The organism is Longispora albida DSM 44784, from assembly GCF_000379825.1.
Classification (GTDB): domain Bacteria; phylum Actinomycetota; class Actinomycetes; order Mycobacteriales; family Micromonosporaceae; genus Longispora; species Longispora albida.
Map to the genome: position 1 here is coordinate 671,456 of NZ_KB903814.1, position 26,259 is coordinate 697,714.

At 71.0% G+C, this 26,259-nt stretch carries 30 protein-coding genes; 11 read left to right on the forward strand and 19 right to left on the reverse strand.

Annotated features, from left to right (window positions below; all coding sequences use genetic code 11):
- Positions 1 to 16: 16 nt before the first annotated feature.
- The 3 genes from A3G1_RS0107265 to A3G1_RS0107275 are packed head-to-tail and all read right to left on the reverse strand — an operon-like array spanning position 17 to position 2,165.
- Positions 17 to 847 carry a 5-oxoprolinase subunit C family protein gene (locus A3G1_RS0107265; RefSeq protein ID WP_018348811.1) on the reverse strand — a complete coding sequence of 277 codons (831 nt, stop codon included), beginning with the start codon at positions 845 to 847 and terminating at the stop codon, positions 17 to 19.
- Positions 844 to 1,431 (reverse strand): 5-oxoprolinase subunit B family protein, encoded by a 588-nt coding sequence (locus A3G1_RS0107270; protein ID WP_018348812.1) that lies wholly within the window; start codon positions 1,429 to 1,431, stop codon positions 844 to 846. Before A3G1_RS0107270 ends, A3G1_RS0107265 begins: the two co-directional genes overlap by 4 nt.
- Positions 1,428 to 2,165, reverse strand: coding sequence for a LamB/YcsF family protein (locus tag A3G1_RS0107275; protein WP_211216235.1), 738 nt, complete (start codon positions 2,163 to 2,165; stop codon positions 1,428 to 1,430). Before A3G1_RS0107275 ends, A3G1_RS0107270 begins: the two co-directional genes overlap by 4 nt.
- A gap of 49 nt (positions 2,166 to 2,214) precedes the next feature.
- Between A3G1_RS0107275 and A3G1_RS0107280 the strand changes: the two genes are divergently transcribed.
- Positions 2,215 to 2,721 carry an EF-hand domain-containing protein gene (locus tag A3G1_RS0107280; protein WP_026211882.1) on the forward strand — a complete coding sequence of 169 codons (507 nt, stop codon included), beginning with the start codon at positions 2,215 to 2,217 and terminating at the stop codon, positions 2,719 to 2,721.
- Positions 2,722 to 2,967: 246 nt separating this feature from the next.
- On the opposite strand, the gene A3G1_RS0107285 is transcribed toward A3G1_RS0107280, so the two are convergent.
- Entirely contained in the window at positions 2,968 to 3,228 is a 261-nt protein-coding gene (locus A3G1_RS0107285; RefSeq protein ID WP_157640964.1) for a hypothetical protein, read from the reverse strand.
- 500 nt (positions 3,229 to 3,728) lie between these two features.
- Between A3G1_RS0107285 and A3G1_RS0107290 the strand changes: the two genes are divergently transcribed.
- The 3 genes from A3G1_RS0107290 to A3G1_RS0107300 all read left to right on the forward strand — a co-directional run bounded on the left by A3G1_RS0107290 (position 3,729) and on the right by A3G1_RS0107300 (position 6,013).
- Positions 3,729 to 4,358 (forward strand): HD domain-containing protein, encoded by a 630-nt coding sequence (locus A3G1_RS0107290; RefSeq protein WP_018348816.1) that lies wholly within the window; start codon positions 3,729 to 3,731, stop codon positions 4,356 to 4,358.
- A gap of 18 nt (positions 4,359 to 4,376) precedes the next feature.
- Positions 4,377 to 4,841: a hypothetical protein gene (locus A3G1_RS0107295; RefSeq protein ID WP_018348817.1), complete on the forward strand. Its 465-nt coding sequence runs from the start codon at positions 4,377 to 4,379 to the stop codon at positions 4,839 to 4,841.
- A gap of 86 nt (positions 4,842 to 4,927) precedes the next feature.
- Complete coding sequence (locus A3G1_RS0107300) at positions 4,928 to 6,013, forward strand: glycoside hydrolase family 19 protein (RefSeq protein ID WP_018348818.1); 1,086 nt, start codon at positions 4,928 to 4,930, stop codon at positions 6,011 to 6,013.
- 5 nt (positions 6,014 to 6,018) lie between these two features.
- On the opposite strand, the gene A3G1_RS33690 is transcribed toward A3G1_RS0107300, so the two are convergent.
- From A3G1_RS33690 to A3G1_RS0107355, 11 genes are all read right to left on the reverse strand, one after another.
- Positions 6,019 to 6,990 (reverse strand): WxL protein peptidoglycan domain-containing protein, encoded by a 972-nt coding sequence (locus A3G1_RS33690; protein ID WP_018348819.1) that lies wholly within the window; start codon positions 6,988 to 6,990, stop codon positions 6,019 to 6,021.
- An 85-nt stretch (positions 6,991 to 7,075) separates the two neighbouring features.
- Positions 7,076 to 8,287, reverse strand: a complete 1,212-nt coding sequence (locus A3G1_RS38275) for an Ig-like domain repeat protein (RefSeq protein ID WP_018348820.1) — start codon at positions 8,285 to 8,287, stop codon at positions 7,076 to 7,078.
- Positions 8,288 to 8,417: 130 nt separating this feature from the next.
- Positions 8,418 to 9,227 carry a phosphate ABC transporter ATP-binding protein gene (locus A3G1_RS0107315; protein WP_018348821.1) on the reverse strand — a complete coding sequence of 270 codons (810 nt, stop codon included), beginning with the start codon at positions 9,225 to 9,227 and terminating at the stop codon, positions 8,418 to 8,420.
- 23 nt (positions 9,228 to 9,250) lie between these two features.
- The gene (locus tag A3G1_RS0107320; protein ID WP_083936814.1) at positions 9,251 to 10,099 is read right to left on the reverse strand and encodes a sortase; all 849 of its coding nucleotides are present in this window, start codon (positions 10,097 to 10,099) and stop codon (positions 9,251 to 9,253) included.
- Positions 10,099 to 10,770, reverse strand: coding sequence for an LPXTG cell wall anchor domain-containing protein (locus A3G1_RS0107325; RefSeq protein ID WP_018348823.1), 672 nt, complete (start codon positions 10,768 to 10,770; stop codon positions 10,099 to 10,101). The genes A3G1_RS0107320 and A3G1_RS0107325 overlap by 1 nt, the downstream gene beginning before the upstream one ends.
- Positions 10,771 to 10,837: 67 nt before the next feature.
- Positions 10,838 to 11,917: a type 2 periplasmic-binding domain-containing protein gene (locus A3G1_RS33700; protein WP_018348824.1), complete on the reverse strand. Its 1,080-nt coding sequence runs from the start codon at positions 11,915 to 11,917 to the stop codon at positions 10,838 to 10,840.
- A 106-nt stretch (positions 11,918 to 12,023) separates the two neighbouring features.
- Entirely contained in the window at positions 12,024 to 14,468 is a 2,445-nt protein-coding gene (locus A3G1_RS0107335; protein ID WP_157640965.1) for a hypothetical protein, read from the reverse strand.
- The gene (locus A3G1_RS0107340) at positions 14,465 to 16,069 is read right to left on the reverse strand and encodes a phosphate ABC transporter substrate-binding protein PstS (RefSeq protein WP_018348825.1); all 1,605 of its coding nucleotides are present in this window, start codon (positions 16,067 to 16,069) and stop codon (positions 14,465 to 14,467) included. The genes A3G1_RS0107335 and A3G1_RS0107340 overlap by 4 nt, the downstream gene beginning before the upstream one ends.
- Positions 16,066 to 17,202: a phosphate ABC transporter permease PstA gene (gene pstA / locus A3G1_RS0107345; RefSeq protein WP_040477676.1), complete on the reverse strand. Its 1,137-nt coding sequence runs from the start codon at positions 17,200 to 17,202 to the stop codon at positions 16,066 to 16,068. Before pstA ends, A3G1_RS0107340 begins: the two co-directional genes overlap by 4 nt.
- Positions 17,192 to 18,151 (reverse strand): phosphate ABC transporter permease subunit PstC, encoded by a 960-nt coding sequence (pstC, locus tag A3G1_RS0107350; RefSeq protein ID WP_018348827.1) that lies wholly within the window; start codon positions 18,149 to 18,151, stop codon positions 17,192 to 17,194. The genes pstA and pstC overlap by 11 nt, the downstream gene beginning before the upstream one ends.
- Positions 18,148 to 18,564, reverse strand: a complete 417-nt coding sequence (locus A3G1_RS0107355) for a hypothetical protein (protein ID WP_157640967.1) — start codon at positions 18,562 to 18,564, stop codon at positions 18,148 to 18,150. Before A3G1_RS0107355 ends, pstC begins: the two co-directional genes overlap by 4 nt.
- 232 nt (positions 18,565 to 18,796) lie before the next feature.
- Between A3G1_RS0107355 and A3G1_RS33705 the strand changes: the two genes are divergently transcribed.
- Together A3G1_RS33705 and A3G1_RS0107365 are read left to right on the forward strand one after the other, a co-directional pair.
- Positions 18,797 to 19,060 carry a hypothetical protein gene (locus tag A3G1_RS33705; protein ID WP_018348829.1) on the forward strand — a complete coding sequence of 88 codons (264 nt, stop codon included), beginning with the start codon at positions 18,797 to 18,799 and terminating at the stop codon, positions 19,058 to 19,060.
- 3 nt (positions 19,061 to 19,063) lie between these two features.
- Positions 19,064 to 19,438, forward strand: coding sequence for an STAS domain-containing protein (locus tag A3G1_RS0107365; RefSeq protein ID WP_018348830.1), 375 nt, complete (start codon positions 19,064 to 19,066; stop codon positions 19,436 to 19,438).
- Between the two features lies 1 nt (position 19,439).
- Here A3G1_RS0107365 and A3G1_RS0107370 read toward each other — a convergent pair whose 3' ends face one another.
- A complete protein-coding gene (locus tag A3G1_RS0107370; protein ID WP_018348831.1) occupies positions 19,440 to 19,967 on the reverse strand; it encodes a PadR family transcriptional regulator in 528 nt (175 codons plus the stop codon).
- 71 nt (positions 19,968 to 20,038) lie between these two features.
- Here A3G1_RS0107370 and A3G1_RS0107380 point away from each other — a divergent pair, with 71 nt between their 5' ends.
- The 4 genes from A3G1_RS0107380 to A3G1_RS0107395 all read left to right on the forward strand — a co-directional run bounded on the left by A3G1_RS0107380 (position 20,039) and on the right by A3G1_RS0107395 (position 22,301).
- Positions 20,039 to 20,800, forward strand: a complete 762-nt coding sequence (locus tag A3G1_RS0107380; RefSeq protein ID WP_018348832.1) for an alpha/beta fold hydrolase — start codon at positions 20,039 to 20,041, stop codon at positions 20,798 to 20,800.
- A gap of 93 nt (positions 20,801 to 20,893) precedes the next feature.
- Positions 20,894 to 21,391: a roadblock/LC7 domain-containing protein gene (locus tag A3G1_RS0107385; protein ID WP_018348833.1), complete on the forward strand. Its 498-nt coding sequence runs from the start codon at positions 20,894 to 20,896 to the stop codon at positions 21,389 to 21,391.
- Between the two features lie 82 nt (positions 21,392 to 21,473).
- Positions 21,474 to 21,884, forward strand: a complete 411-nt coding sequence (locus A3G1_RS33710) for a roadblock/LC7 domain-containing protein (protein WP_018348834.1) — start codon at positions 21,474 to 21,476, stop codon at positions 21,882 to 21,884.
- A gap of 24 nt (positions 21,885 to 21,908) precedes the next feature.
- Complete coding sequence (locus tag A3G1_RS0107395; RefSeq protein ID WP_018348835.1) at positions 21,909 to 22,301, forward strand: hypothetical protein; 393 nt, start codon at positions 21,909 to 21,911, stop codon at positions 22,299 to 22,301.
- On the opposite strand, the gene A3G1_RS0107400 is transcribed toward A3G1_RS0107395, so the two are convergent.
- The gene (locus A3G1_RS0107400; RefSeq protein ID WP_018348836.1) at positions 22,298 to 22,870 is read right to left on the reverse strand and encodes a GNAT family N-acetyltransferase; all 573 of its coding nucleotides are present in this window, start codon (positions 22,868 to 22,870) and stop codon (positions 22,298 to 22,300) included. The genes A3G1_RS0107395 and A3G1_RS0107400 overlap by 4 nt on opposite strands.
- Positions 22,871 to 22,965: 95 nt before the next feature.
- Positions 22,966 to 23,283, reverse strand: coding sequence for a hypothetical protein (locus tag A3G1_RS42290; RefSeq protein ID WP_169437546.1), 318 nt, complete (start codon positions 23,281 to 23,283; stop codon positions 22,966 to 22,968).
- Positions 23,284 to 23,339: 56 nt separating this feature from the next.
- Between A3G1_RS42290 and A3G1_RS42295 the strand changes: the two genes are divergently transcribed.
- Positions 23,340 to 23,714: a hypothetical protein gene (locus tag A3G1_RS42295; protein ID WP_018348837.1), complete on the forward strand. Its 375-nt coding sequence runs from the start codon at positions 23,340 to 23,342 to the stop codon at positions 23,712 to 23,714.
- A 46-nt stretch (positions 23,715 to 23,760) separates the two neighbouring features.
- On the opposite strand, the gene A3G1_RS0107410 is transcribed toward A3G1_RS42295, so the two are convergent.
- The gene (locus tag A3G1_RS0107410; RefSeq protein ID WP_018348838.1) at positions 23,761 to 26,199 is read right to left on the reverse strand and encodes a M4 family metallopeptidase; all 2,439 of its coding nucleotides are present in this window, start codon (positions 26,197 to 26,199) and stop codon (positions 23,761 to 23,763) included.
- Positions 26,200 to 26,259 lie beyond the last annotated feature (60 nt).

Genomic DNA, 26,259 nt, shown 5'->3' on the forward strand with positions numbered 1-26,259 from the left:
ACACCAGCCGCCGACCTTACCGGGTGAAGCTGGCCTTTGTCCCTGGTCTGGCCTGGGCGCAGGCTGCCAGGAAGGTGGCGCCGACCACGCCGACCACCGGATATCCGCCGGTCACCGGGTGGTCGGCCAGGAAGATGACCGGCTGGCCGTCCGGGGGAATCTGCACTGCTCCTGGCACCAATCCCTCACTGGGCAGCTCACCGGGGACGAGCCTGGCCACGGGCGGCCCGTCCAGTCTCAGCGCGATCCGGTTACTGGCCGCCGAGACTGTATAAAACCCGACTGGTGTCGCGCACCAGTCAGTTCGCGGGCCCGGTTCGAGGGGCAGGACGAGATCGCCGTACTCCTGCGGGATCGCCGCCGCCCAGGCTGGCGGCCCGGCGGGCTCACCGGCCGGCAGCACGTCTCCGGCGCGCAGCGGCTGCGGGCCGAGCCCGGACAGCACGTCGTAGGAGCGGCTGCCGAGGGTGGGTGGCACGGCGATGCCGCCGGCCACGGCCAGATAGCTCCGCACACCCCTTTTCGCTGTACCGATGGTGAGCGTCGCCCCGGCTCCCAGCCCGATCGGCTCACCCCACGGCGCGGGCACACCGTCGACCGTGATCTGTGCATATGCCCCGGTTACCGCGACGACCACGTCAGCCAGCGCCCTGACGCGTACCCCGGTGAGCGTGGTCTCCAGGGTGGCGGCGTCCGGCGGGTTGCCGGCGAGCCGGTTGGCGAGGGTGTGCGCTGGGCGGTCCGCGGCCCCGGAGCGGGGTACGCCGAGGTGGGCCAGGCCCGGCCGGCCGAGATCCTGCACGGTGGTCAGCGCGCCGGGCCGGAGCACTTCGAGCGCTTCGATCATGCGGGCACGAACCTGACCCTCGTACCGGGCACGAGCAGCGCCGGCGGCTCCCGCCCGGCATCCCACAACTGCACGCTCGTATGGCCGAGGAGCCGCCAGCCGCCGGGCGAGGACCTCGGATAGATCCCGGTGTACTCCCCGGCCACGGCCACCGACCCGGCCGGGACACCCGGCCGGGGGCTGCTCAGCCTCGGCACGTGGTACTGGGCCGGCAGCCCGGTCAGGTACCCGAAGCCGGGCGCGAAACCGCAGAACGCGACCCGGTACTCGAAGCTGGCGTGGATCCCGTCCGCCGGGCCGCCCCAGCGCTCCGACACCTCGGCCAGGTCCTCGCCGTCGTAGACGACCGGGATCTCGATCAGCTGCCCGTCGCGCTCCGGTACCGGCGGGATCATCCAGTGTGGAATCTCGGCGGCCCAGCGGGCCGGGTCGGCGAGGCCGTCGATGAGGACGGTGCGGGCGGCGGGCACCAGATCCGTGCACGGCACCCGGCGGCGCAGCAGCTCGGCGTAGAGGGCCTGCGCCTCCGCCGTGCCGGGCACCTCGACCAGCAGGGCGCGCCGGCCCACCGGGTGCACGATCACGCGAAGGGCTCCACAGGTACCAGATGAGAGGTGAGCAGCTCACGCACCTGCCGCGCGTGGCCCACCGCGCCGGGAGTGTCGCCGTGCAGGCACAGTGAGCGGGCAACCACCGGGACGGTCTCCCCTGTCACGGCCGTGACGCGGCCTTCGCTGGCGATGCTGAGCGCCTGGGCCGCGATGGCCTGCGGATCGGTCAGCACCGCGCCGGGCTGGCCACGCGGGACGAGGTGACCCTGCGCGGTGTAGGTCCGGTCGGCGAAGGCTTCCGGGACGCCGTGGCCGCCGGCCAGGCTGAGCAGCGCCGACTCGGGCAGGCACAGCACCGGATAGTCCCCGGCCCGGCGGATGCCGTCCAGCACGGCGGCGGCCTGGACCTGGTCCGTCACGACCCGGTTGTAGAGGGCGCCGTGCGGCTTCACGTAGGACACCCTGCCGCCGGCCGCGCGGGCGAAAACCTCCAGGGCGCCGATCTGGTACGTGATCTCGTCGGCCAGCTCGCCCGGCGGCACGTCCATCGCACGGCGGCCGAAGCCGGCCAGGTCGCGGTAGGACACCTGGGCACCGATCCGCACCCCGCGCGCCACGGCCAGCTCGCACACCCTCCGCATGATCGACGGATCGCCGGCGTGGAACCCGCAGGCCACGTTCGCGCTGGTCACGATGCCGAGCAGGGCTTCGTCGGCCGTCAGCTCCCAGCGGCCGAAGCCCTCACCCAGGTCGGCGTTGAGGTCCACGCGGCCCATTCTGCCGGATCGTTGCCATCCGATTTAATATGATTTGCCCATGACGGGGGAAAGATCTGGTGAACGCGTCGCGCTCCGCTTCGCGATGCTCGACCGGGGCAGCAAGGGCTATCTGGACGGTACGGACTTCGAGGCCCTCGGCCAGCGGATCTCCGAGGCGTTCGGCATCGAGCCCGACTCGCCCAAGGGCAAGGCGATGGCCCACGGCGGCGCGATGTACTGGGGCGGGCTGGCGGAACACGGGCTGGTCACGCGGGAGGTGTACGTGACCTGTGTGCACAGCCCCGAGTGGTACGAGGAGCACATGCTGCCCTCGGCGGAAGCGGTCGGGGCTGCCGCCGATCCGGACGACGACGGGTACATCGAGCGGGCCGACTTCGCGAAGCTCCTCGGCGCGATCGGCTTCGCCGACACCCCGTCCCTCGAACTCTTCGACCGCCTGGACACCGCCGGGGCCGGGCGGATCACCGTCGGCGACTGGGTGACCGTCAACCGCGCCTTCTACACCGGCACCGCGGACCCGTTCATCGGCAACGTCCTGCTCTGAGCGTGTGACGGCGCGAGAACGCCGGGGCCCGATGCTGCTACCAGGAAGGGATCCGATAGCGGCACCGGGCCACAGTCGCGACCGGGGCCGCATCAGGCGGGGCTGCTCAGCCCGGGCAACGCCCGCCCAGCCCGGTCCCTCCCAGGATCACAGCGCACGGCCGGCCCGTCAGGTATCCCGAACAACTCCGAACGCGGCGAGCCCCGGCACCGGGAACCGGTACCGGGGCTCGCTGGTTCGCCACTCCTAAGCCGCAGCCACGCCGATCAGGCTTGAAAGGGCTTCGCAGAGTTTCCCGGCCTCGTCGTTCCACACGTCGAAGGCCACGTCCCGGCCGTCCACCGTGATGGTCACGGTGGCGAGCAGGCCGCCTTCCATCCTCGTCGCGCCGGTCATGCTCGCGACCTCGAAAGTCTCGCTACCCAGCACCAGCCGGTCGGCGTGCAGGGCGGCGTCGGCGAACTCGCCGTCCCGGTACGCCCGGCAGGTCAAGAAGGCAGCAGTCATCAGCTCATCCATTGGTGTGTTGATCCCTCCCCCACGTTCTGGCGTGGATCGTGCCACACAACGTCCACTACGTACAGTGAACTAATTGACAGTCGGCGCCGGCGCGTCCCGCCGGGCGGGAGGACCTCGTATCGGCAGGTGGGGTCGCGAAGTCCGGGGACTGTGGACGGAGGGCCGCCCCGATGCCGGATCGTTACCGAGAGTCCATCCACCTCCGCCCGGTACCGGCAGGGTTTGTTCCTGTGACGGCCGGCACGGCCGTCGGCCCCGTTCCACTACGAGGGCGGGCAGGACATCACTGTGGATCTACCTGTGCGGGCCGCCGCCGATGACGCGCGCCTTGCTGACCGAACTGGCCGCCCGGGGCGTCCCATCCAGCCGGATCCACCACGACCCTGAGTAGCTGGGGTGCCCGGGCGCCGTTACCCGTGCGGTGGGTGCCGGCGCTTCACGGTCAGACCGGCCGGCTCTTTGGCCGTGCGGGCGATAGGGTGGCCGGCATGACGGATGGGCTGCTGGCGCAGTGGCGGGAGACGGTGGTCCGGTGCGGGGCCGACGACCCGGGTTCGGCGGCTGGGGCGGAGTTGCTGGCCCGATGGGGTGAGCCACACCGGAAATACCACACGGTCGAGCATCTGCGCGCCGTTCTGTCGCATGTGGACACTCTGGCGGCGCACGCGCAGAACGCCGACGCCGTACGGCTCGGGGCCTGGTTCCACGATGCCGTGTACGTGCCGGGCCAGCCCGGCAACGAGGAGGACAGCGCACGCCTGGCCGAGACGGTGCTCCCCCGGCTCGGGGCCGGCATCCGGCTCACGGACGAGGTCGCCCGGCTGGTCCGGCTGACCGCCGCGCATGATCCCGCGCCCGGCGACGCGAACGGCGGGGTGCTGTGCGATGCCGACCTCGCGGTGCTCGGTGGCGGCCCGGGCGCGTACCTGGCTTATGTGGCTGCGGTCCGGGAGGAGTACGCCTTCGTGCCGGACGAGCTGTTCCGGCCGGGCCGCGCGGCGATCCTCCAGCAGCTCCTCGGCCTGCCGGCCCTGTTCCACACGCCGCTCGGCCGGGAACGCTGGGCAGAGGCCGCCCGCCGCAACATCGAGGCCGAACTGGCCAGTTACGCGAGCTAGCCGTCAGGGAGTTCTTTCATGCGCGGAACCCGGATCCTCGCCGTCACCATCGGCGCCTGCACGCTGCTCGCGCTCGCCGGCTGTGCCACGGAGAAGCCAGCTGCGCAGGGCACACCGAGCGGTTCGGCGGCCTCTGAGGACCCTCAGCCCGTCGCGGTCCTCCCCCAGACGAAGGCCTGGAGCCCGTCACCGGTGAACGCCTGCCCGGTGACCAAGGAGACGCTGCTGGCCGCGGCGAAGGGTCACCCGGTCGCCGCAGAGATGCACCAGCCGATCGAGCTGATGGAGCCGCAGTGCGTCGAGCGGTTCGCGATGGTGTGGACGTCCTCGTACGGCGGCACGCTCCAGCCGAACGGGCTCCTGTTCGTCTACACCCAGGGGGCGTGGCGGTTGCAGGGTGCCGGTTCGGAACTGGAGTGCACCGCGAAGTACAACGTGCCCGCCGAGGTCGCGAGCCAGCTCCAGGGGTGCGCGGCGGAGTGAGCCTTCCGGTGGAGTGCCACTTCGCTATCTCTTAAGAACATTCACAGTTACGGTGAGGGGCACCCCCTGACGAAGGAGTGCCCGCAATGGCCCGCAAACCCCTCATCGCTCTCCTTGCCGGGCTGGCCACGGCCCTGCTGTTCGCCATAGCGCCCAGCCTCTCGACCGCATCGGCGAGCACAGCCGCTCCGGCCTGCGTCACGGCGTGGAGCTCGGCTTCCGTGTACGTCGGCGGATCGACGGCCTCGTACAACAGCCGGAACTGGAAGGCGAAGTGGTGGACGCAGGGCGAGCGGCCCGGTACCGCCGACGTGTGGGCCGACCAGGGCGCGTGCGGCGGAGGCGGGACGCCCACCCCGGCCAGTAGTTGCAACCATCCGAACTGGGTGCAGGGCCACGCCTACGTGACCGGGGACATCGTCCGGTACACCGACGGGAAGTTCTACATCGCCGAGCACGACAACCCGGGCTACGACCCGACGGTCAGCACGTGGTTCTGGGATCCGTACACGTGCACGGGGACGGGCACGCCGACCGCGACCGCGACACCGGGCTCCTTCGTCGTGACCGAGGCCCAGTTCAACCAGATGTTCCCGAACCGGAACAGCTTCTACACCTACGACGGGCTCGTCGCCGCCCTGTCCGCGTACCCGGCCTTCGCCGGGACCGGCTCCGACACGATCCGCAAGCAGGAGGCCGCCGCCTTCCTCGCGAACGTGTCCCACGAGACCGGCGGCCTGTACCACATCGTCGAGCAGAACACGTCCAACTACCCGCACTACTGCGACGCCAGCCAGCCCTACGGCTGCCCCGCAGGCCAGGCCGCGTACTACGGCCGTGGCCCGATCCAGCTGAGCTGGAACTTCAACTACAAGGCCGCCGGGGACGCGCTGGGCATCGACCTGCTGCGTGATCCGTACAAAGTGGAGCGTGATCCGGCCGTCGCCTGGAAGACCGGCATCTGGTACTGGATGACCCAGAACGGCCCCGGCACCATGACCCCGCACAACGCGATGGTGAACAGCCGGGGCTTCGGCGAGACGATCCGCAGCATCAACGGCTCGATCGAGTGCAACGGCGGCAACCCGGGCCAGGTACAGAGCCGGATCAACAACTACACCCGGTTCACCCAGCTCCTCGGCGTACCCACCGGGAGCAACCTGAGCTGCTGACAGCGTTACGCCGGCTGGGCGGCGACGTGTTCGAGGAAACGGCGGCGGCGGCGTACCCAGCGGATCAGCAGGACCACGCCGGCGACGGCGGCCAGGGCCCCGAGGACCAGCCACGGCGGGGCCCAGGCCGAGCCGGAGCGCGAAGCCCCCGGCAGCTGGCCCTCCAGACTGTGCGGGTTGAACGTGACGAGCGCGTCGACCCAGCCGGCCGCGAACACCCCGGTGACCTTCCTGGTCATCGTCAGCTCGGCGCCTGGCAGCAGCTCGGGCACCGTGATGTCCTCCGAGCCGCCCAGGCCGACGCCCAGCGGGCCGCGAACCCGGATCTTCGCTGTGCCCGCGACGCGGACGTTGCCGGTGTTGCGGACCAGGTACGTGACGGTCAGGTCTCCGCTGGCGAACCCGCCACCGGCGAAGCCGGCCTGCACGGAGGTGATGGTGGCCGCCGGGCGTACCGGGCCGTCGACGCGGAGGTAGACGCGGGCGGCCACGCGCTTGTCGACGTTGACCTGCTTGCCGTCGGGTGCGGTCTGCACGCCGGCGACGGAGGCGATGATGCCGGCCGCGTGGTCGCCGGGTGTCGCGTTGGCCGGCACGGTGAGCCGGAAGGGCACGTCGATCCGCTTGCCTGCCGGGATCACGTACTGCCGGGGCTGGAGGTCGACCCAGGACCCGAGGTCCCTGGGCCGCTCGGCCGCCGTGAGCAGCGCGAAGGCACCATCGGCCGCGGTGAACGCGTCCGTGGCGTACAAGGTGACAGTGATGTCCTTGTCGTCCAGGTTGGAGACGCCAACGTAGTCGGCGAACTGCTGGCCCGGCGCGCCTTTCAGGTCGAACGCCGCGCGGCCGTCGGGGCCTTTCGCCGAGGACGGCTGGACGGCCCAGCGCAGCTCGTCACCCGGTGCCGCGCTCGCGGGTACACCGGAAAGCATGAGCGCGGCGAGGGCACCCGCCGCGAGCAGTCGCAGAACCTTCATCTCACACGCACCTTGGAAGAGTCGCCGGAGGCGGGGGAACCCGGATGGGCTCCCCCGCCAGTGGTTTCACGCCGAACCGGTCCGGTTAGGACAGGGTCAGGGTGAGGGTCGCGCTGTAGCTGCCCGGAGCGGTGGTGTCCGGGATGTTCAGGCTCAGGCCGGCGTCGCACGTGAAGGTGCCGGCGCTGGCCGGGGCCACTGCCTTGCAGAGGGTCTTGGCGGAACCGAGGCCACTCGCGGCGGCGTCGCCGGCGACGACGGCACCGGAACCGCTGACCTTGCTGGCGGCCGGGGTCCAGCCGAGGTTGCTGGCGCCGATGGTGCCGCCGCCAGCGTTGGTGAAGTCGCCGACCTGGCCGACCAGGTTCCAGCCCGAGTTGGTGCCGCGCAGGTCGACGACCTTGGCGGACTGGAGAGCACCGGTCGCGGTGCCGCCCACGACGCCACCGTTGAGGGTGACGGCGTTGCCGGCCAGCTCGAGCGAGAACGCGCCCGGGATGACGTCGGCGGTGATGACCTGCTCCTTGACGATCGAGCCGGCCTTCTGCTTCACCTCGAAGGACTGCGCGGCCGAGGCGGACGGCTTGAAGCCGGCGCTGCCCAGGAACGCCGCGGTCAGCGAGTGCGTGCCGACCTGGAGGTCCGAGGTGGTGAAGGTAGCGGTGCCACCGGCGACCGGGGCGGTGCCCAGCACGGTGGAACCACGGCGGAACTCGACGTTGCCCGCGGCGTCGGACGGGGTGACCGTGGCGGTGAACGTCACGGCCGTGCCCTGCTCCACCGGGCCGGCCGGGGCGAGGCCCAGCACGGAGGTGGTGTCCTTCGGCTGCGGGGCCTGCTTGACCGCCCAGTTCGCGCCGGACACCGTGATGTCCAGGACGAACAGGTCAGGGTGGTCGCCCTGGGTCTCGCTGGTGCACAGGACCACGACCTGGTAGTCACCGGCGGCCGGGGCGGCACCGCCGTTGGCCGTGGTGAAGGAGCGGTTCGCCGCGAGGGTGAACGGCGCCGTGTCGTAGCCGCCGGCGGAGCCGACCTTGTTCAGGTTGTTGTACGTGCCCGCGCGCCCCACCTTGATCGAGGCGTTGGTGCCGAAGCCGGCCGGGCAGGCGGCCGACGTGGTAGCCCCCGCGAACATGGGGTTGTCGGACACGGTGCCGCTGGTCTGGGACAGCGTCAGCGTGCCGAGCGGAGCCGCGTGCGCCGGAGCGGCGGCCAGCAGCGAGACGCCACCGGCGACCACGGCGACGGACAGCAGCGCCGCCCCACGGCCGATCAGGGACTTGAGACCCTTCATCAATCATCTCCTCCGTACGACCGGGCCGGACGGGCCCGTGTCTGGCAGTCACATTTCCGAGCCGTGGTGGCTGAGCGTGCAGGCCAACCTCTACGCCGGACAGCGGCGGGGGAAACTCCGCGTGAAGCGGCTAGCCAAACCGGCCGTTGACGTAGGCTTCCGTGCGCTGATCACGCGGAGTGGTGAAAATCGTCGATGTCGGGCCGTGCTCGACGATCACGCCCGGCTGGCCCTGCTCGGCGAGGAAGAACGCGCACTGGTCGGAGACCCGGTTGGCCTGCTGCATGTTGTGCGTGACGATGACGATGGTCACCTCGGCGGCCAGTTCCGCGATGGTCTCCTCGATCCTCCGGGTGGATGTCGGGTCCAGCGCAGAGCAGGGCTCGTCCATCAGCAGTACCCGGGGGCGCACGGCCAGGGAACGCGCGATGCACAGCCGCTGCTGCTGCCCGCCGGACAGCGCGCCGCCCGGCTGGCGGAGCCGGTTGTGCACCTCCTTCCACAGGCCGGCCTTGGTGAGGCACTCCTCGACGAGTACGTCCTTCTCGGAGCGGGAGGCGCGCCGGCCGATCAGCTTGAGGCCGGCCACGACGTTGTCGTAGATGGACATCGCCGGGAACGGGTTCGGCTTCTGGAACACCATGCCGATCTCGCGGCGGGCGTCGGTGATCCGCTTGGCCGGCGCGTAGATGTCCTCGGCTCCGAGCAGTACCTCACCGGCCAGGGCCGCCTCCGGGATCAGCTCGTGCATCCGGTTGAGGATGCGCAGGAAGGTGGACTTGCCGCAGCCCGAGGGGCCGATCAGTGCGGTGACCTGCCCCGCTGGCATGGTCAGGGAAACGTCGTCGAGGACCTGGTGGGCGCCGAACCAGGCGGAGATCCCGCGCGCGTCGAGCGTGGCGAGACCGGCGGGCGCCTCGTACTGCATGGTGGTGGTCATTGATCTGTCCCTTGTAGACGCTGCTAGAGCAGGTTCGGCAGGAGGCGGGCGACCTGGTCGGCGATGGTCAGGCCGAGCGCGGTGAGTACCGGCACGCCGACCACCCACGCCTGGAGACGGCCCCAGCGCAGCCTCGCCCAGGCCAGGCCGAACGCCGCACCGGTGAAGGCCTGCCCCCACAGCAGCAGCGGCATCCAGGCACTCTGGTCGGTCCCCAGCGGTTCCTCGCCGGCGGGGAGCACCTTGAGCGGGCGCGCGGCGGCCCCGGCCGGCTGGGAGGTCAGATCCGCGTCGACCTGGATGAGCTGGTTGGGAAAGAACGGCTGCCCGTCCGCGGTGACCAGGATCAGCCGGCCGGCCCCGGCCGCCAGGGCCGGCGGTTCGAGGTCCCCGGTGCGGCGGACGCCGAGCACGCGGTAGGTGTGCTCGCCCTGGCCGGTGATCACAGTGATCTCGTCGCCGCTGTTCAGCAGGTCGAGGTCGCGGAAGGGCGCGCCGTAACTGATGCGCCTGCCCAGGATGACGCTGGTTCCGCTCTGTCCAGGCAGGACGGTGTCCCTGCGATGACCAGGGCCTTTTTCCAGCACCCCGGACAGGGTGCCCTCGAACACCACGTCCCGCACCTTCAGCGCCGGGATCTTCAGGATCGCCACCGGCGTGCCCGGCTCGTGCAGCCTGCCGTCCGCCCCGGTCTGGCCGGTCGGGGCGGTGGCGTTGGCGAGTTCCTTGCGGAAGTCGGCGTAGGCGGCCTGCTGGGCCTGTTCCTGCTTGGCCTGGGAGAGGAGCGCGATGTGCCCGGCGAAGCCGAGGCTGAGGACGCCGAGCAGGCTGAGCGCCCCGCCTGCCACCCGGATCGCCGGCCGGGCGCTCATCAGGCTGCCCTCCGGCGGCGTACGGCCCACCGCGCGGCGGCGCCAGCCCCGGCCAGGATCAGGCCGGCCGCGATCAGCCACGTGAGGCTCCTGCCGGTCGTCGGCATGGTGCCGCTCTTCGGCGGGGTGGTGGTGGCGGGGGCCGGCGTCCTGGTACCTGGCGCGACGTCAGCGCGTAACGTCTGCTGGTTGCTCGGCCCGCCGGGGCTCGCGCTCGGGGTCGGCTGCGGGCCGCCCTGGCGGACCTGCCAGCTGGTACCGGTGACCGCGATGTCCACTGTGAACCATCCCGGATAGTCACCGGCCGTCTCGCTCACGCAGCCGATCACGATCTGGTAGTCGCCGCCGGCCGGTGGTGTCCCGCCGTTGGCCGTGGTGAAGGACCGGTTGGCGGTGAGCGTGAAGGGCGCCAGGTCGTAGCCGCCGGCCGAGCCCACCTTGTTCAGGTTGCTGTACGGGCCACCCGGCCTGCCCACCTTGATCGAGGCGTTGGTGCCGTACCCGGCCGGGCAGGCAGCCGTCGTCGTGGCCGAGGCGAGCATCGGGTTGTCCGTCACGGAGCCGCCGGCCGCCGACAGCGTGATGCCGCCCAGCGGCGGGGCGGCGTGCGCCGGTGCCGGGGCGGCGAGGATGAGCAGTACTGCTGTGGCTGGAGCGATCCGGGCGCGCAACGAAGATCCTTTCAGTGGGTGGTTCCCCCGCAGCGACGGGTCGCGGCGGGGGAACCGGCAGGGCTGGCTAGCTGTTGGCCTTGAGCCGCGTGTCACCGCAGCCCTGGTGCAGCAGGTCGGCGAAGTTCTGCCGGAAGCCGAAGCCGAACAGCTCGATGGCCGGCCTGGCCTGGCAGACCTTCGAGTTCGGGCCGACGAAGGTCTCCGCGATCGCCGGGTCGGTGATCTTCGAGGTCGGGATGACGTTGTAGACGTCACGGACCAGCTCCGGGCGGAAGCTGATGTTCAGCACGCCGCCCACGACCGGGCTGATGCCGTTGACCTTGCCCAGCACGGCCTCGCCCCGCCGGTTCGGCACGACGACACCCGTCTGGGACTGGATGGCGGCCGTGTTGCCCTGAGCGACGTACTGGCCGACCGAGAACGGCAGCAGGTAGTCGTTGTGGCCGTTGAGCACCGTGCCGTCGTGCTCCTGCACGGTGTTGCCCAGGCTCTGGAGGCACGGGTAGTCACCGGCGGCGATGTCGGCCTCGGTCACGCCCATCTTCTGGAGCCAGAACTGCCGGGTACCCGAGCCGGACTGGATCAGCAGCGGCGTCACCGGGGTACCGCCCACGTTCGTGGTCAGGCAGCGGTAGATCCGCTGGAGCTGCACGTAGGTGAGGCTGTCCGGCAGGTCGCTGCCGGCGTTGATCGCGTAGGTGACCGCGTCGACGCCGAAGGTGACGTAGCTGTAGTTGCCGGTCTCCGAAGGCGTCGAGCCGCCGTAGCTCGACGAGCGGGCGAAGTCGACGCAGCCCGCCACGTTGACGCCCTGGTAGACGCCGCCGGCCTCGCCGTTGGACGCGCGCAGCGCGGTGCGGCCGGCCCCCGAGCCGTTCGGCCGGGGGAAGTCGCAGCCGGTGGCCCGGGTCTTGATGCTGCCGCCGCCGGTCGCGTTGTAGGACGCGATCCGCTTGCTGCCGTCGCCGTTGGTGATGACCGAGCCCAGGCCGTTCAGGACGTCCTGGGTGGTGTCCGAGCCAACGCCTGCCAGCGTGCGGTACTCGCCGGCCGGCGGGTCGGCCGCCGCCGGGGTGCCCAGCGCCGCGAGCGCCAGGACGGCCGCGCCGAAGGAAACCCCCAGCGTCCTGCGGAAGTTCTTCACGGGTGACTCCTCTGTCTGCGGGGTAGAACCGGGCTCATCGTTTCGGCGGCTCATGGTCTGGCCGCTTCGCCAACATGTAGGCCGGATGAATTCGCCGGCCCTCCGTTCACCGGGCCGGGGCCCGCCTGGTGAGCCGGAGCAGCGCCGGGCCGAGGGAGGCCGACAGCAGGCCGGCCAGGACGGTCACCGCCCAGACCCAGCGCAGGAATCCCAGGTGGGAGCCTGGCGTGGCCCTGGCTACCGGCACGGGACCGCCCGATGTGGACGGTGCGGCGCTCGGGCCGGATGGTGCTGGCTTCGCGGTCGGTACCGGGACGCCACGGTCGGGCGGGCCGGCCACAGCTCCCCCGCCGCCGGTAACGGGTACCGGGCCGGCTGCCGGTGGGTCCGGCTCGGCAGGCTCGACGGGGTCGACCCACTTCTCCAGCTTCTCGGCCGTCGCCACGGCCGCGGCCCGGGCGTCGGCGCGCAGCGGTACGAACCCGGCAGGCAGCTCGCCGCGCTTCTTGCCGGTGATCTGCCCGGGGCCGGCGGCGTAGCGCAGCAGGCGGGCGTAGTCCTGGCGGGCGGCGGCTGGCTCGCTGGTGTCGATCGCGGCGTAGGTGACCATCGTCAGCGGGTACGCGCCCGGTGCGGCCTTCTGCGGGTCGGGCACGAGCACGCCCGGCACGGAGGAGTTCACCATCGCGGCGTAGCCGAGGTCCATCGCCTGCGGGGTCGGGGCGACGAACTCGCCGGCCCGGTTGCGGAGGCTGGCCGGGTACAAACCGTAGCGGGCTGCCGAGGCGGTGTCCGTGATGGTCATCGTGAACCGCTGCCCGGCAGGCTGCGGCGGGTCACCCACGTAGGCAGGCGGCGTCTTGCTGGGATCCCACACGCTCTTGGACCTGGCGTCGCCGCGCAGGGTCTGGAGCGCGCCTTCCCGCATGGTGTTGACGTACGGCCGGTAGTCCTGCATGCAGTAGGGCGGCGGGTCGGCCGGGTCGGGGACGGGCTTGGGCTTCGGGTAGCAGGAGGGGTCGGCCTTCGGGTAGCTGGACGGCGGGCCCTCGGCCGTCAGTCCACTGTAGAATGAGTTGACGACCATCGTGCCGTCCGCAGAGCCCTTGAGCCAGTCGACCGCGTCCTTGTCGGCCAGGATCCACCGCCACACCTCGCGCGCCGCCGCGCTGTTGCCGATCGAGACGATCAGCCCGTCGGGCGCGTGGTTGGGGTAGAAGCCCTGCACGATCCGGTTGAGGTCGGAGAACTCCTTGTCGTGCCGGATACTGCGGAAGTTGTTCTTCACGTGCTCCTGCTCGCCCTGCAACCCGCCGGGCACGTCCCGCTTGTAGGAGTGGGTGAGCATCTTCGCCACCAGCCGGGGCGTGAGCTTGAGTTCCCGCACGGCGGTGCCCTGTTCCGGGCCTGGCGAGGTGAGCCGGGCGTCCACGTTGAACGCGATCACGACCCCCGACACCGCGACCGGCGCGTGCAGGACCGGGGCCTGGTCCTCGGCCGGCACGGCGGGCTCGGCGGTGAAGGCCAGGCCGGGCGCGGTGCTGGCGTGGCTGCGCAGCTGCCGCAGGGCCTCGAAGTCACCGGCCTGCGAGTAGCCGAACACCGGCCCGTTGTTCATGCACAGCGAGGGCTGCCACGAGGTGATGGCGTCGGCGATCATCTCCGTGCCGACCAGCCGCCGCTCGGCCCTGCCCAGCGGGCAGAACACGCCGACCGGGTCGAACTCCAGCTTGACCGCGATCCGCGCCTTCCAGAACGTCTCCGACAGCGGCGAGCCGTCGACCTGCCCGTTGGAGCCGTCCTGCGCCGTGCCGTCGGCGTCGTGCTCACCGCGTGGCACGATCACGAGCCAGCAGTGCCGTGGCGTGCCGTCGGTGCGTACCTTGCCGCAGCCGAGGTGCGGGGCCTGCACGGCCGTCTGCACCTCGAAGATCGCCCGGCCGGTCCTCGCGCCGGTGGTCAGGGCGTAGGAGATCTCGTTGGTCTTGTGCTTGTCGAAGTAGGGCGCGAGCACGTCCACCGAGTCGATCTGCCCGCCGCCACCCGGGCGTTCCGGCAGCGGGTCTCCGGGGCGGCCGTCGGGGGTGCGCTGGCCGAGCACGGACTTGAAAGCCACGATCTTGCGGCCGGTGGTCTCCAGCGGATCGGGGTAGATGTCGCGGTGGGCCGTGTAGGCACCGGGCTTGTAGCCGGCGGCCTCCAGCCCCGAGCCGAACTGGCAGGTCTCCCGGAAGTCCGCTGCCGCAGGGTCCTCACCCCAGCACTGCATGATCTGGACGAAGTTGGTTCCGAAGCCGTCCTCCGGGGTCGGCCTGCCGCCGGTCCAGGTGATCGCGATGCTCTGGTTGGTCAGGCCCTTGGTCTGGGAGACCGTGAACTCCATCCCCGAGTAGTCGTCCAGTGTGGTCTTCGGGCCCTTGGTGATCACGGCGGAGTCGGTGAGCTTGTCGATCTCCCACACGTGCGGGGTCTCCGCCGCCGCCGGCGGCGGGCCGTTGAACAGCAGACCCAGGGTCAGCACCGCGACCAGCGCACGCCGTCTGCCCCTCATCCGGCTTCACCCCCGCCGCGCCCGAGCCGCTTGGAGATCAGCGGCGGGCCGACGACGACCATGACCAGCAGCAGGCCGAGCAACACCATCAGCGTGTGCCGCAGCCGCCATCCGGTGTCGGCGGCGAGAGCCACCGGGATCGCGCCCGCATCACCGCCGCTGCCGTCACCAGATCCGCCAGCCACTGCGCCGTCACCGCCGGCTCCCGTGCCGCCGGGTCCTGCCGTGCCCGTCGCCTGAGGGTTTGTACCTGCGCCGGAGCCCCCCGTCCCCCCGGTGGTGCCCGTTCCCCCTGCCCGTCCGCCCACGGTCCCCTGCGGCTTGGTCAGCACCGTCTTCGTCTTCTTGAGCCCGCCGGTACCGGTCTCGCACTGCGTCTTGCCGAAAGCGTCACAGGGCGGCGGCTTCGGAGCGGTCGCCACGAGCGTGTTGACGCCCTCCTTGGAGAACGTCGGGTTGTTGCACTTGGAGATGTCGGTGACCTTGTTCTGCTCGGCTCCCGGCACCCGGGCGACCTGCGTGAGGCCCGCGCGGACCAGGTTGATCGGCAGCGGGGAGTAGCCGAGCTCGCCGACCTGGCGCTGGCCCTCGCAGAGGAAGTAGTAGCTGAACTCCGAGAGCGTGTAGCCCTTGTCCTCGGTGAGCCCGCCCTGCCCGGTCCTCAGTGGAAGGATCATGTAGGAGTAGGACGACAGCGGGTACGCGCGCTCGTCCGGGCTGTTGTACACGTTGTCGAGCTTCTGGGTGAGATCCGTGTTGATCTCGGCGTTGGTCAGCGCGACGGCCACGGCGTCGGCGGTCGGCTCGACGTAGTACCTGCTCTTGTTCAGCACCTTGGCGACCGGGAAGTTCTGGTTGATCGCGTAGGAGTACTCCACGTAGGTGATCGCGCCCTCGGCGTGGTTCTGCGAGACGTAGCCGGCCACGCCGAGCGAGCCGCCCTGCCCGACGGCCTTGCCGTACTTCGGGTACTGCGAGGTCATGCCGCAGGTCGCCGGGCGGCCCACCTTCGTGCAGAAGCTCGACCACAGCTGGGGGTGCTGCTTGCTCATCCACAGCGTGAACTGGGCCGACGTGCCCGAGCCGTCGGAGCGGAACACCGGGATGATGTCCCGCTTGGGCAGGGCCAGCTGGGGGTTGTCCTCCTTGATCGCCGGGTCGTCCCAGGAGGTGATCACCCCGGTGAAGATCTTCGTGACGTTCTCGCCGGACAGCCGCAGGTTCGTCACCCGCTGCCCGCCGATCTTCAGGTTGTACATGAACGCGGTGCCACCGGCCACGATCGGCATGTAGGCCAGCTCACGGTTCGGCGGCGGCGGGTCACCGCCGGCCCCGGGATCCGTCATGCCGTAGGGGATCTCCGAGACCGCGAAGTCCACCTTGCCCTCACGGAACTGGTTACGGCCGTCGGTGGAACCACTGGCCGCGAAGTTCACCGTGATGCCGAACTGGGCGACGTTGCGCCGCCAGTCGTCGAGCGCGTTGAAACTCCAGGTCGACCCGGCACCGCTGATCGGCACGAAGCCCTTCGCGTGCGCCGGCGACGGCGCTGCCACCAGCACCGCCGCCAGCACGAGCAGGCTTGCCAGGAAACGCTTCATCTCCGCCTTCCTTGGAACCGCAGGACATCCCGGGCCGAGGCCCGCATCCGCCGGCGCTGCTGGCGGGCGGTCAGCCGGCCGGGAGCCCGCCCGCCGGCCAGCCGCGCCAGCACGAACAGCACGACGACGAGCACCATGAGCACCGCCGCGGTACCGAAACCACGGGCGATCATGTCCGGCATCGGTGACTTGACGGCCTCGAAGGTCTGCAACGGCAGCGAGACCTGCGGGCCGCTGAACGGATTCGCGTTGGTGACGGCGGTGAAGCCGGCCGTGAGCAGCACCGGAGAGGTCTCGCCGACCCCGCGCGCGGTACCCAGGATCACCGCCGTCGTCAGGCCGGAGCGGGCGGTGGGCAGCACGACGTGCCACGCGGTACGCCAGCGCGAGGCCCCGAGCGCCAGCGAAGCCTCCTTGAGCGTCCCCGGTACCAGCCGGAGCACCACGTCCGCCGCCCGGATGATGATCGGCAGCATCATGACGCCGAGCGCGACCGAGGCCGCGAAGCCGGACTTCCCGAAGCCGAGGCCCATGATGAGCATCGCGTACACGAAGAGACCGGCCACAATGGACGGCAGCGCCGTCATCGCCTCCGCGATCGTCCGCACGAACCGGCTGAACCGGCCCCGGATCTCGTTGAGGAACACCGCGCAGCCCAGGCCGAGCGGCACCGTGACGACCAGGGCCAGGCCGATCTGCTCCAGGGTGCCGATGATCGCGTGCCGGATGCCGCCGACCGTCAGCGGGTCACGCGGCCCGGCGAGCTTCATGTCCTCGAAGAGGAAGTTCTTGTGCCCCAAGGCTTTCCAGCCCCTGGCGACGGTGTAGACGACGATGACCGCGAGTACCCCGATCAGCAGCAGGCCCATGCTGCGCACGACGGCGGCTGCCACCCGGTCACGGACCGCCGGGCCGTCCTCGTCGAAGGACACCAGCAGCGCGTAGAAGCCGAGGAACGACAGCCACGCGATCACCACGAAGCCGAACACCCCGTTGAACGGCGTGAGCTGGGTGTAGAGCAGCGCGGTGAAGGACAGCGCGGCGGCCGCGGCCCCGAGGGTGGCCAGCTTGTCGCTCAGCCGGCTCTCCCCCAGCACCCGCCGCCCGGCTGGTGTACGGCGTTCAGGCGTCACTGGCTGCTCCCGACCGGCTCCGGGCGATGAAGGACGAGGCGACGAAGTTGACGATCAGGGTGAGGACGAACAGCGACAGCCCGGCCGCCATCAGCGCGGAGGTCGCGAAGGGCGTCGACTCGCCGTACCGCAGCGCGATCAGCGCCGACACCGAGTTCGCCCCGTTCTGGAGGATCAGGGGCTGGATCTCGACCGCCGGGGAGATGATCAGGTACACGGCGATCGTCTCGCCGAGCGCGCGGCCCAGGCCGAGCATCGTGCCGCCGATCATGCCGCCCCGGCCGTAGGGCAGGACGACGGCGCGGATCATGCCCCAGCGGGTGGCGCCGAGCGCGTAGGCCCCCTCCCGTTCGCCGGCCGGGGCCTGCGCGAACACCTCGCGCATCACCGAGCAGATCACCGGCGTGATCATCATGGCGACGACGAGGCCGGCGATGAAGGTCGAGGAGGTGTACACCGTCTCGCTGGCCAGCGGGTCCGAGGGGTCCACGCCCTCGACGGCCAGGAACGGTATCCAGCCGAAGTAGTCCGAGATCCAGCGCGACAGGCCGATCACGTGCCCCTGGAGCAGGAAGAAGCCCCACAGCCCGTACACGACACTCGGCACGGCGGCCATCAGGTCGACCAGCGTGATCAGGAGCTTCTTCCACCAGCCGCTGGTGTACTCCGAGATGTACAGCGCCGTGCCGGTCGCCATCGGCACGGCGATCAGGATCGCGACCGCGGCGATCAGCAACGTACCGGTCAGCACCGTCGCGATCCCGAACACCTTCGCGTCGGGCTCCCACGCCTCGGTGGTGAGGAACCCCCACCCGGCCACCCGCAGCGCCTGGGCCGCCCGGAAACCGAGGAACAGCCCGACCAGGCCCATGACGACCAGCACCGTCAGCCCGGTGGCACGCAGCACCCCCCGGTACGCGCGGTCGGCGGGCCCGATGTTCTCGGTCACCGCAGCGCCTTCGCCGCGTCGCCGCCCCGCCACCGGCCACCCCGGACGGCACGGGCACCGGCCACGACCCTGGCCACCGGCACCGCGGTCAGGAAGCACTCCAGGTTGTAGGCGCACTCCCTGATCCGCAGGTAGGAGCGGGTCGCCCCGGCCACCGGCTCGCCGCGCAGGTCGATCCGCCAGTTCCACTGGCCCTGGTCGTTCGCCAGCGACGGCGACACCTTGATCTCGCCGAATCCCGTGCGCAGCGCCCCGACGGCCTCAGTCGCGGCGGTGTAACCGGGATACAGCGCCCAGCTCCGGCCCAGTGGCCGGTTGTTCGGCGAGATCAGCATCCACGCCACTCCCTCTGCCAGCGTCTCGTCAGGGCGTTCGACAGACACAGCGAGGAAAACGAAGCGCGCAAGGCTCACCCTGACCCCCCTGAAGTCATCTGGCCCTGAGGTTCGCGACAGGGGGTGACCGGAGCCAGCGGTTTCAGGCACACGCCGGACATGCAGCCGGTAAACAGGATCTCGCATTCGCTTGAAGCCGCCGTAGTGTCGTTCATTGCACCTGTAGAAGGCGAATCCGCCTCATGCGCACCCGGTGGCGTTTGGCCGCCGCTGTGCCCGGGTATCCGGAGAGGACGAAAGGGGGTTGGTCATGGGCATTGGTGCCAGCTTGTTCCTGATCGCGATCGGGGCGATTCTCACGTTCGGCGTGAACGCCGACGACGCTGGCTGGTTGAGCATCGATACGATCGGCGTCATCCTGATGCTGGTCGGCGGTGCGGGCCTGCTGCTCACCTTCTACTTCTGGCGGTCACGCCGGCGTGTGGTGGTCACGGGCAGCACGACGGGCAGCGCGCCGCCGCCACCACCCAGCGGGCAGCAGACGGCCCGGACGACGATCGAGGACGGAACCTGATCCATGTACGACACCGGGACGCAGGCCGGCGCCCACAGCGACGGCCTGCGCTTCGCAGTGACCGACCACGGGGGCTGCCGGGTGCTCGCCCTGGCCGGGGAGCTGGACCTCGCGGTACGCGGGGCGCAGGAAGGCGAGTTCATCGCGCTGGTGGCCAGCGCGCCCGGCGGGCTGGCGGTGATCGACCTGGCCGGGGTGTCCTTCTGTGACTCGACCGGTGTGGGCGTGCTGGTCGCGGCGGCCCGCAGGCTGTGGGCGTCCGGTGGCGCCGTCCGGCTGGCCCGGCCGCAGCCGTGGGTCGCCAGGGTGCTGGAGGCCTCCGGAGTGACCGGCGCGATGCCGGTCTACGCCACTGTCGAGGAAGCCTCAGCCGCCTAGATCAGCCGCCCAGCGCTGTGATCGTCTCGCGGAGCCAGCGCAGCTCGGTGCGCGAGGTGGCCGTGGCGATGGTGAACAGTCCCTGGCGGAAGGGGTCGTCGAAGTCGGCCGCGCGCAGTGGCCGGTCGCCGTCGTAGAAGAAGCTGGCCGGCTGGGTGAGGAAGTCCAGCCGGCGGCGCAGTACCGCCACCTGCGCCTCCGGGTCGCCGTCGAGGTACCGCAGGAAGGCCAGCACGCAGAACCACCGGTTCTCGTCGGTGACGAACAGCTCGTCCGGCTCGCGGAGCCTGGCGAGGAGATCCGCGCGCCCCGACTCGGTCAGGCTGAGCATCTGCCGGGGCGCCGCGACCTGGCCGGGCTGGAGTTCCCGGCTGAGCAGCCCGGCGTCGGCCAGCTTCCGGATCGCCGGGTAGAGCGTGCCGTCGGCGATCGGCCGGATGTGCCCGGTCAGGGCAGCGATCCGTTTACGCAGGTCATAGCCGTGCAGTGCCTCGTCGTAGAGAAATCCGAGGATCGCGAACTGGAGCATGCCCTCAGCATAGTGATACCTTCAACCCGAGATACCTAGACTTCGAGGTATCACGAGACGGAGGTATAGCGATGCGCAGCGCACAGGTCAGGCCGGACGGCTCCCGGATCAGGTGGGCGGAGCTGCACGAGGGCGCGCCGGGGCCGGCCAGGGTCTACCTGCACGGGCTGGGCGCCAGCTCGGCCCCGTACTACGCCGGCGTCCTCACCCATCCGGCCCTCGCCGGGCGGCGGAGCCTGCTGATGGACCTGCTCGGCTTCGGGATCAGTGACCGGCCGGCCGATGCCGGGTACACGATGGAGGACCACGCCGGCTGGGTGGCCAGCGCGATCCGGGCGGCGGGCGCGGGCCCCGCCGAGATCGTCGCGCACAGCATGGGCGGCACGATGGCCGTCGTGCTCGCCGACCGGCACCCGGACGTCGTGGCGGGCCTCGTCGTCGTCGACTCCAGCCTCGACCCGATCACGCCGGTGCTCGTCCCGGGCTCCTCCGGCATCGCCACGTACACCGAGGCGGACTTCCTCGCCCACGGCATCGGCGAGACCCTCGCCCGGGTCGGCGAGCACTGGGCCTCGACCATGCGGCTGGCAGCCCCCGTGGCCCTGTACCGCAGCGCGGTCAGCCTGACGAAAACCGGAGTCCGCGACCGGCTGCGCAACCTGACCATTCCCCGCGCGTTTGTCTACCCGGCGGAGGACGGCGCACTGCCCGGTGAGGCGGAACTCGTCGCGTCCGGAGTACGCGTGCGGGCTGTCGCCGACAGCGGGCACAACATTATGCTGGATAATCCGGAAGCATTTGCGAATGCCGTCTCCGCCACGTTTATCGCCTGATGATAAACGCAATTCCTATACATGGATTGCACGTCGATTTACCGACAATGGAATGTCCAATATGGGCGCGGTACAAGCTGTAAGTTTCCTGGGGTGCACCACATCGACGACCTGCTCACCCAGGTCATGGCGGTCCCGGGTGCCCGGGGAGTGAGCCTGGTCGACTACCTGGCCGGCCAGCCGGTCGTGGCGATCGGCTCCACCCCGGGCACCAGCCAGGCCAGCACGGCGGCCGGAGTCTCCGGTCTGGTCGGCCAGCCGGGCCAGCGCGGCGGGACCTTCGAGGAGATCGTGGTCACCTGCCGGGAGGGTTACCACCTGTTCCACTGTGTACCCAGCCAGCACGCGCACTACGCGCTCTACGTCTGGCTCGACCGCCGGACCAGCAACCTGGCGCTGTGCAGCCGGCAGGTCCGCGGCCTGGTCCGCAGCCTCCCCCCGGCACCCGGCGGTACCGGCCGCGGGCGGCACCGGCGGGAGCCCGGCCGCAACCTGCCGAGGGAGTTCCTGCCGCCGGCCCCGCCCGGCCCGCCGGAGGAGCCCAGCGTCGACGTGCTGCTGCGCATCCGGCAGGCACTGATCCGGTTATGAGGCCAGCGGGCGCGACGCAGGAGACGGGCCGGGGAGCCGGATGAAGTTCCGCTGGTGGGCACGACCCAGGAGGAAACTGCCGATGGACGTTCAGAACGAGGCGCACAAGGAACTGCGGCTGCTCCGCGAGAGGTTCCGCGACGCGGTGGGCAGCTCCGTGGCCAGCGTCGACGGGCTGCTCATCGCGCACGACGCCCGGGGCGTGGAGCCCGACCTGCTCGCCGCGCTGTCCGCCGCGTACCTGGCGCTCGGCCAGCAGCTCGCGGCGGCGCTCAGCGGCGGGGAGTTCGTCGAGACCGTGACCAGGGCCGCCAACGGATACGTGGGCGTGTACGCGGCAGGGCAGGGCGCGCTGCTGACCGTCCTCACCGGGCCACAGGCCAACATCGGCCTGCTGCACCTGGAGGCGCGGGCGACGGCGGCCCGGATCGGGGCGCTCGTCGACCGGGCACACGCCGACCGGGCACTCGGCCGGATCGCCGCCGGGAAATAGTACACAAAGGATGGAGCGAGGCAGATGCAAGCGAAGAAGAACCTTGGTGCGGACATGGACAGCGCGCTGAAGGAGGCGATGGCCATCGAGGGCGCGATCGGCGTGGCCATCGCCGACTACACGAGCGGGATGGCACTCGGCGTGCTCGGCGGCGGCAAGGATCTCGACCTGTCGGTCGCCGCCGCCGGCAACACCGACGTGGTGCGGGCCAAGATGCGCGCGATGGAGATGCTGAACCTGTCGGACGCCATCGAGGACATCCTGATCACGCTGGGCAGCCAGTACCACCTGATCCGGCCGGTCACGACCCGCACCGGCGGCGGGCTGTTCCTCTACCTCGCCCTCCAGAAGAACCGGGCCAACCTCGCGATGGCCCGCCACCAGCTCCGCCGGATCGAGGAAGAGCTGGATCTCTAGAGGCCCTGCTCCGGGAACTCATCCCGGAGCAGCGACCAGACCTGCACGTCGTGGCGTGTGCCCCGGTACGGGAAGGCCGAGCGGAGCGTGCCGTCGAGGGTCATGCCGAGCCGCTTGGCCACGGCCTGGCTGGCCACGTTGCCCGGCACGGTCTGCCACTCCACTCTGGACAGTCCACGGACCCGCAGCGCCCAGTCGATCAGTACCCGGGCGGCCTTCGTGACCAGGCCACGGCCGCCGGCCTCCGGCTCCAGCCACACACCGATCTCGCAGACGCCCGCCGCGACCTCGAACCGGCGGAACAGCAGGCCACCGGCCAGCCGCCCGCCGAGCCAGATCCCGTAGATCCGGCGGATGTCCTCGGCCTGCCCCGTCGCGTACTTCCGCAGGAACGCCTCGGCCTCCGCCAGGTCGGCGGCCACCGGGGCGGCCCAGGGCAGCCAGGGCTCGAAGTGCCCGACCGCGCGCCGCACGTGCTCCTGGAACTCGGCCGCCTGCCATGGCTCCAGCGGGCGCAGCTCTGCGGCCTCCGGACCGGTGGTCTCTTCGGTGATGGGGTGAGCGAACATGGCAGCCACTGTAGGCACGGCCATGCCCGGAACAGGCGCCTGGCGGCTTCGAGTGCCGATATCGGGCAGTCATTGGGCCCATGGAGCGGGCCGGGTCACCCGGGGTGCGCATGACGGCCTGGATTCTTATCGAACTGGTGTACGATCCGGTCGATAAGATCAACTGGCCGGCTGGAGGGTGCCATGCGCAACGCCGCCCTCCAGGAGCTGACCAGGATGGGGCTGGTCCGCACCGCGACGAGCCCCGAGGCGCCCGGCCAGCTGCTTCCCGTACCGGAGGGGCTGAGCGGCCTGCTTCCCGGCGGCGGGCTGCGCCGGGGCTCGACCGTGGCGGTCAGCGGCTCGGGCATGCTGCTCTTCGCCCTGGTCGGGGCGGCGTCGGCCGCCGGGTCCTGGTGCGCTGTCGTCGGCATGCCGGCCCTGGGGGCGCTGTCAGCGGCGGAGTCGGGGGTCGCGCTCGACCGGCTGCGTGCCGGAGCCCGGTACCCGCTGGGCGGAAACCGTCGCGGCCCTCCTCGACGGCTTCGACATCGTGATCACGGCGACCGGCGCGCAGGTACCGGCGGGGCTGGCCGGGAAGCTGGCCGCCCGGGCCCGCCAGCGCGGGAGCGTGCTCGTCCCGTACGGCAGGTGGCCGGGCGCCGACCTGACCCTTGAGGCCGGCGAGGTGCGCTGGGCGTGCCCGTCCGGTACCCGGCTGACCGGCGCGGAGGCCGAGGTGGTGGCCCGTGGCCGTGGCCCGGCCAGCCGCCCGGTCCGCGACCGGGTGACCCTGCCGGGCGGCGAGCCGCTGACCTCCGGGCTGCAACAGCGGCCCGGGCTGCGGCTGGTCGGAGTGATCTGAACCGCGGGTGCGGCTGGGCCTGCCGGGCACAGCCGCACCCGCAGGTTCAGCAGCCGGCCGCCGGTTCCTTCCTGGTCACCAGGTCGGTGCGGCCGGCCGAACCGTCGTACCAGAGCACCTGGCGACCCTCACCGGGGGTGAAGCCGGCCTGTTCGCCCTGGCCGCAGGACACCAGCACGGGGGTACCGCCCGTGATGCCGACCTGCCGGAGCTTCCAGATCCCCGCCTTGGCCCGCTCGAAGGACTGGAAGGTGATCCAGCCGTCCGTGGCCGCGACGTGCAGGATCCTCGGCGCCTCGGGGCTCTCGGGCAGGATGTCGGTCACCGGGCCGCCGTTCACCGGGGCCCTGCTGAGCGCGTACCGGCTGTCACGGTTGGTGTCACGGCCGAACACGACGTACCCCTCTGTGATCGCCACATCGGTCACCCGGGCGCCGGGGCCCGGATCGATGTAGACCTTCTTGCCGGTGCGCATGTTGTAGACCACCGGGCGGGCCGAGTCGCCGGAGAACTCGACGTATCCGAGGTAGTTCCCGCACAGTGTGATGCCTGAGGCTTCCACGTCCGGTTCCGGCGTGAGGTTGACGGCCTGGCTGTCGCCGGTCTTCACCCACGCGTCGTAGCCGCTCACGCCGGGGATGGCCTCGAACGCCAGCCAGGCGTAGTGCTCGCCGTTGACCGCTGTATGAGCGATCAGGTGGTCAGGCCGGGACCAGACCTCGCGGACCGGGCCGCCGCCGAGGTCACGGCTGCGCAGCAGGCTGCCCTCCTGGCCGGAGACCGTCCACACCGCCGTCTTGCCGTCGGTGGCCGGGTCGTTCGCGTACTCCCCTTCCGGGGTGATCCGGACAGCCTCACCCTTGCCGCTGGTCCGCCCGGTGTAGACCCCCGGCGTGTACGGGTCGGCGAAGGTGGCCTTGGCGACCACGAAGTGGCCCTGAGCTGCGCTGGGGTGCAGGCTGTAGATGTTGGGGAAGTCCTTGAGCACCGGGGTGCCGTCCCCGCCGAGCTGCTTCTCCCAACCCGCCTGGATGCCGTGCGCGTCGAAGGCCGCGTGCACCGGGGCCAGCGGCGCGCCGAGTGCCGCGGCGGCGGAGAGCACGGCCTGGCGGCCGTCGACGAAGGTGGCGAGGGGTGTCAGGTACTCGGTGAGTGCCTTGTAGACGATCCGGTCGGCGAGAGCCGGGTCGATGCTCTCCCGCAGGTCCCACAGCGCGCCGCCGAAGATCGTGGAGTTGAGGTGCACGCCGCCGTTGTCCGCCCAGACGAGCACGCCGATGTAGTCGCGGGTGGTACGCCCGTCGTTGAGGTCACGGATGGCGCATTCACGGGGCGCGCCGGCCCGGCAGGTCCGCTCGCCGAGCAGTCCGGCGTCGGGGTGGTTCATCGGCGTCCCCGAGACGGTCACGTCGATGGCGTTGCCGAAGTAGTCGGCGATCGCCTCGTTCATCGCCCCGGACTGGTTGGTGTACACCAGGTTCGCGGTCCGCTCGATCACGCCGTGGGTCATCTCGTGGCCCACCACGTCCAGGCCTGCCGCCAGCGAGTAGTACTCGTCGGACAGCCCGCCGTAGACCATGTAGCGGCCGTTCCAGAAGGCGTTGACGAAGGGTTCGCCGCCGGGTGCGCTCACGGCCACGACGGAGTCCATCGGGCCGCCCTGGCCGTCGATGCCGTCCCGGCCGAGCCGGTCGGCGTAGAAGGAGTAGACCTGGGCCGCGCCGTAGTGGGCGTCCACGGCACCCGACTCCGTGGCCCGGCCCTTGACCTCCGGGGTGTCCGAGACGGCCACCCCGGTGCCGGCCGGCAGCTCGTCGAGGAACTCGAAGAACCACCGGCCTTCGGCGTCGTAGGTGCTGACCTTGCCCTTGCGGGTGGTGTCGCGCAGCTGGTACTGGCCAGCCTCCTGGGTCAGGCCCAGCGGGACGACCGCCCCGTGCTGCGTGACGCCGGTACCCGCCGCCGGGGTGCCCGTGACGCTCAGCGCCGCGCCCGGGCGGCCCGTCCGGGAGGTGCCGGTACGCCCGGCCTGCTGGGCGACGACGACTCCCCGGTGGGCGTCCACGTGCACGGTGGAACGGACGGGGCCGGCGTCCCAGGACACGACCTCGACCTGCCAGGCCAGCACGCCCTTCCCTCCGGGCAGGACGACGAGCTTCGCCGGGGCGGTACGCGCCGAGCGGCGGGCCTCGGGGGAGGTCACGGTACCCATCGCCACCCGGGCGGCCTGATCAGCGCCGATCGAGGGCTGGGTACTGACGGCCAGGCCGGTGACCGTGCGGTCGGTGACCTTCCCGCCGCCGTGCACCAGGCGTTGCGCGCCGAGGACGGGTACACCCCGATATGTCTGTCCATAGCGGACGGTCTGGCCGGTCTTCCCGAGCTGGACCAGCTCTGGACCAGCGGGCGGCGCGGCTGCCGCCGTGGCCGGGGAAAGGACACTGGCCGCCAGGACGGCGGCCAGCGCTGCGGGCAGTCTTCTCACATGTCCTCCAGGTGATTGACGATCATCCATGATGGACCGCCAGGCACCCGGATAGGCCCC

Coding starts and splice junctions, on each gene's coding strand:
- A3G1_RS0107265 (WP_018348811.1), bottom strand. CDS start 847: ATGATCGAAGCGCTCGAAGTGCTCCGGCCCGGCGCGCTGACCACCGTG.
- A3G1_RS0107280 (WP_026211882.1), top strand. CDS start 2,215: ATGACGGGGGAAAGATCTGGTGAACGCGTCGCGCTCCGCTTCGCGATG.
- A3G1_RS0107285 (WP_157640964.1), bottom strand. CDS start 3,228: ATGACTGCTGCCTTCTTGACCTGCCGGGCGTACCGGGACGGCGAGTTC.
- A3G1_RS0107290 (WP_018348816.1), top strand. CDS start 3,729: ATGACGGATGGGCTGCTGGCGCAGTGGCGGGAGACGGTGGTCCGGTGC.
- A3G1_RS0107295 (WP_018348817.1), top strand. CDS start 4,377: ATGCGCGGAACCCGGATCCTCGCCGTCACCATCGGCGCCTGCACGCTG.
- A3G1_RS0107300 (WP_018348818.1), top strand. CDS start 4,928: ATGGCCCGCAAACCCCTCATCGCTCTCCTTGCCGGGCTGGCCACGGCC.
- A3G1_RS33690 (WP_018348819.1), bottom strand. CDS start 6,990: ATGAAGGTTCTGCGACTGCTCGCGGCGGGTGCCCTCGCCGCGCTCATG.
- A3G1_RS38275 (WP_018348820.1), bottom strand. CDS start 8,287: ATGAAGGGTCTCAAGTCCCTGATCGGCCGTGGGGCGGCGCTGCTGTCC.
- A3G1_RS0107315 (WP_018348821.1), bottom strand. CDS start 9,227: ATGACCACCACCATGCAGTACGAGGCGCCCGCCGGTCTCGCCACGCTC.
- A3G1_RS0107320 (WP_083936814.1), bottom strand. CDS start 10,099: ATGAGCGCCCGGCCGGCGATCCGGGTGGCAGGCGGGGCGCTCAGCCTG.
- A3G1_RS0107335 (WP_157640965.1), bottom strand. CDS start 14,468: ATGAGGGGCAGACGGCGTGCGCTGGTCGCGGTGCTGACCCTGGGTCTG.
- A3G1_RS0107340 (WP_018348825.1), bottom strand. CDS start 16,069: ATGAAGCGTTTCCTGGCAAGCCTGCTCGTGCTGGCGGCGGTGCTGGTG.
- A3G1_RS33705 (WP_018348829.1), top strand. CDS start 18,797: ATGGGCATTGGTGCCAGCTTGTTCCTGATCGCGATCGGGGCGATTCTC.
- A3G1_RS0107365 (WP_018348830.1), top strand. CDS start 19,064: ATGTACGACACCGGGACGCAGGCCGGCGCCCACAGCGACGGCCTGCGC.
- A3G1_RS0107370 (WP_018348831.1), bottom strand. CDS start 19,967: ATGCTCCAGTTCGCGATCCTCGGATTTCTCTACGACGAGGCACTGCAC.
- A3G1_RS0107380 (WP_018348832.1), top strand. CDS start 20,039: ATGCGCAGCGCACAGGTCAGGCCGGACGGCTCCCGGATCAGGTGGGCG.
- A3G1_RS33710 (WP_018348834.1), top strand. CDS start 21,474: ATGGACGTTCAGAACGAGGCGCACAAGGAACTGCGGCTGCTCCGCGAG.
- A3G1_RS0107395 (WP_018348835.1), top strand. CDS start 21,909: ATGCAAGCGAAGAAGAACCTTGGTGCGGACATGGACAGCGCGCTGAAG.
- A3G1_RS0107400 (WP_018348836.1), bottom strand. CDS start 22,870: ATGTTCGCTCACCCCATCACCGAAGAGACCACCGGTCCGGAGGCCGCA.
- A3G1_RS42290 (WP_169437546.1), bottom strand. CDS start 23,283: ATGCCGACGACAGCGCACCAGGACCCGGCGGCCGACGCCGCCCCGACC.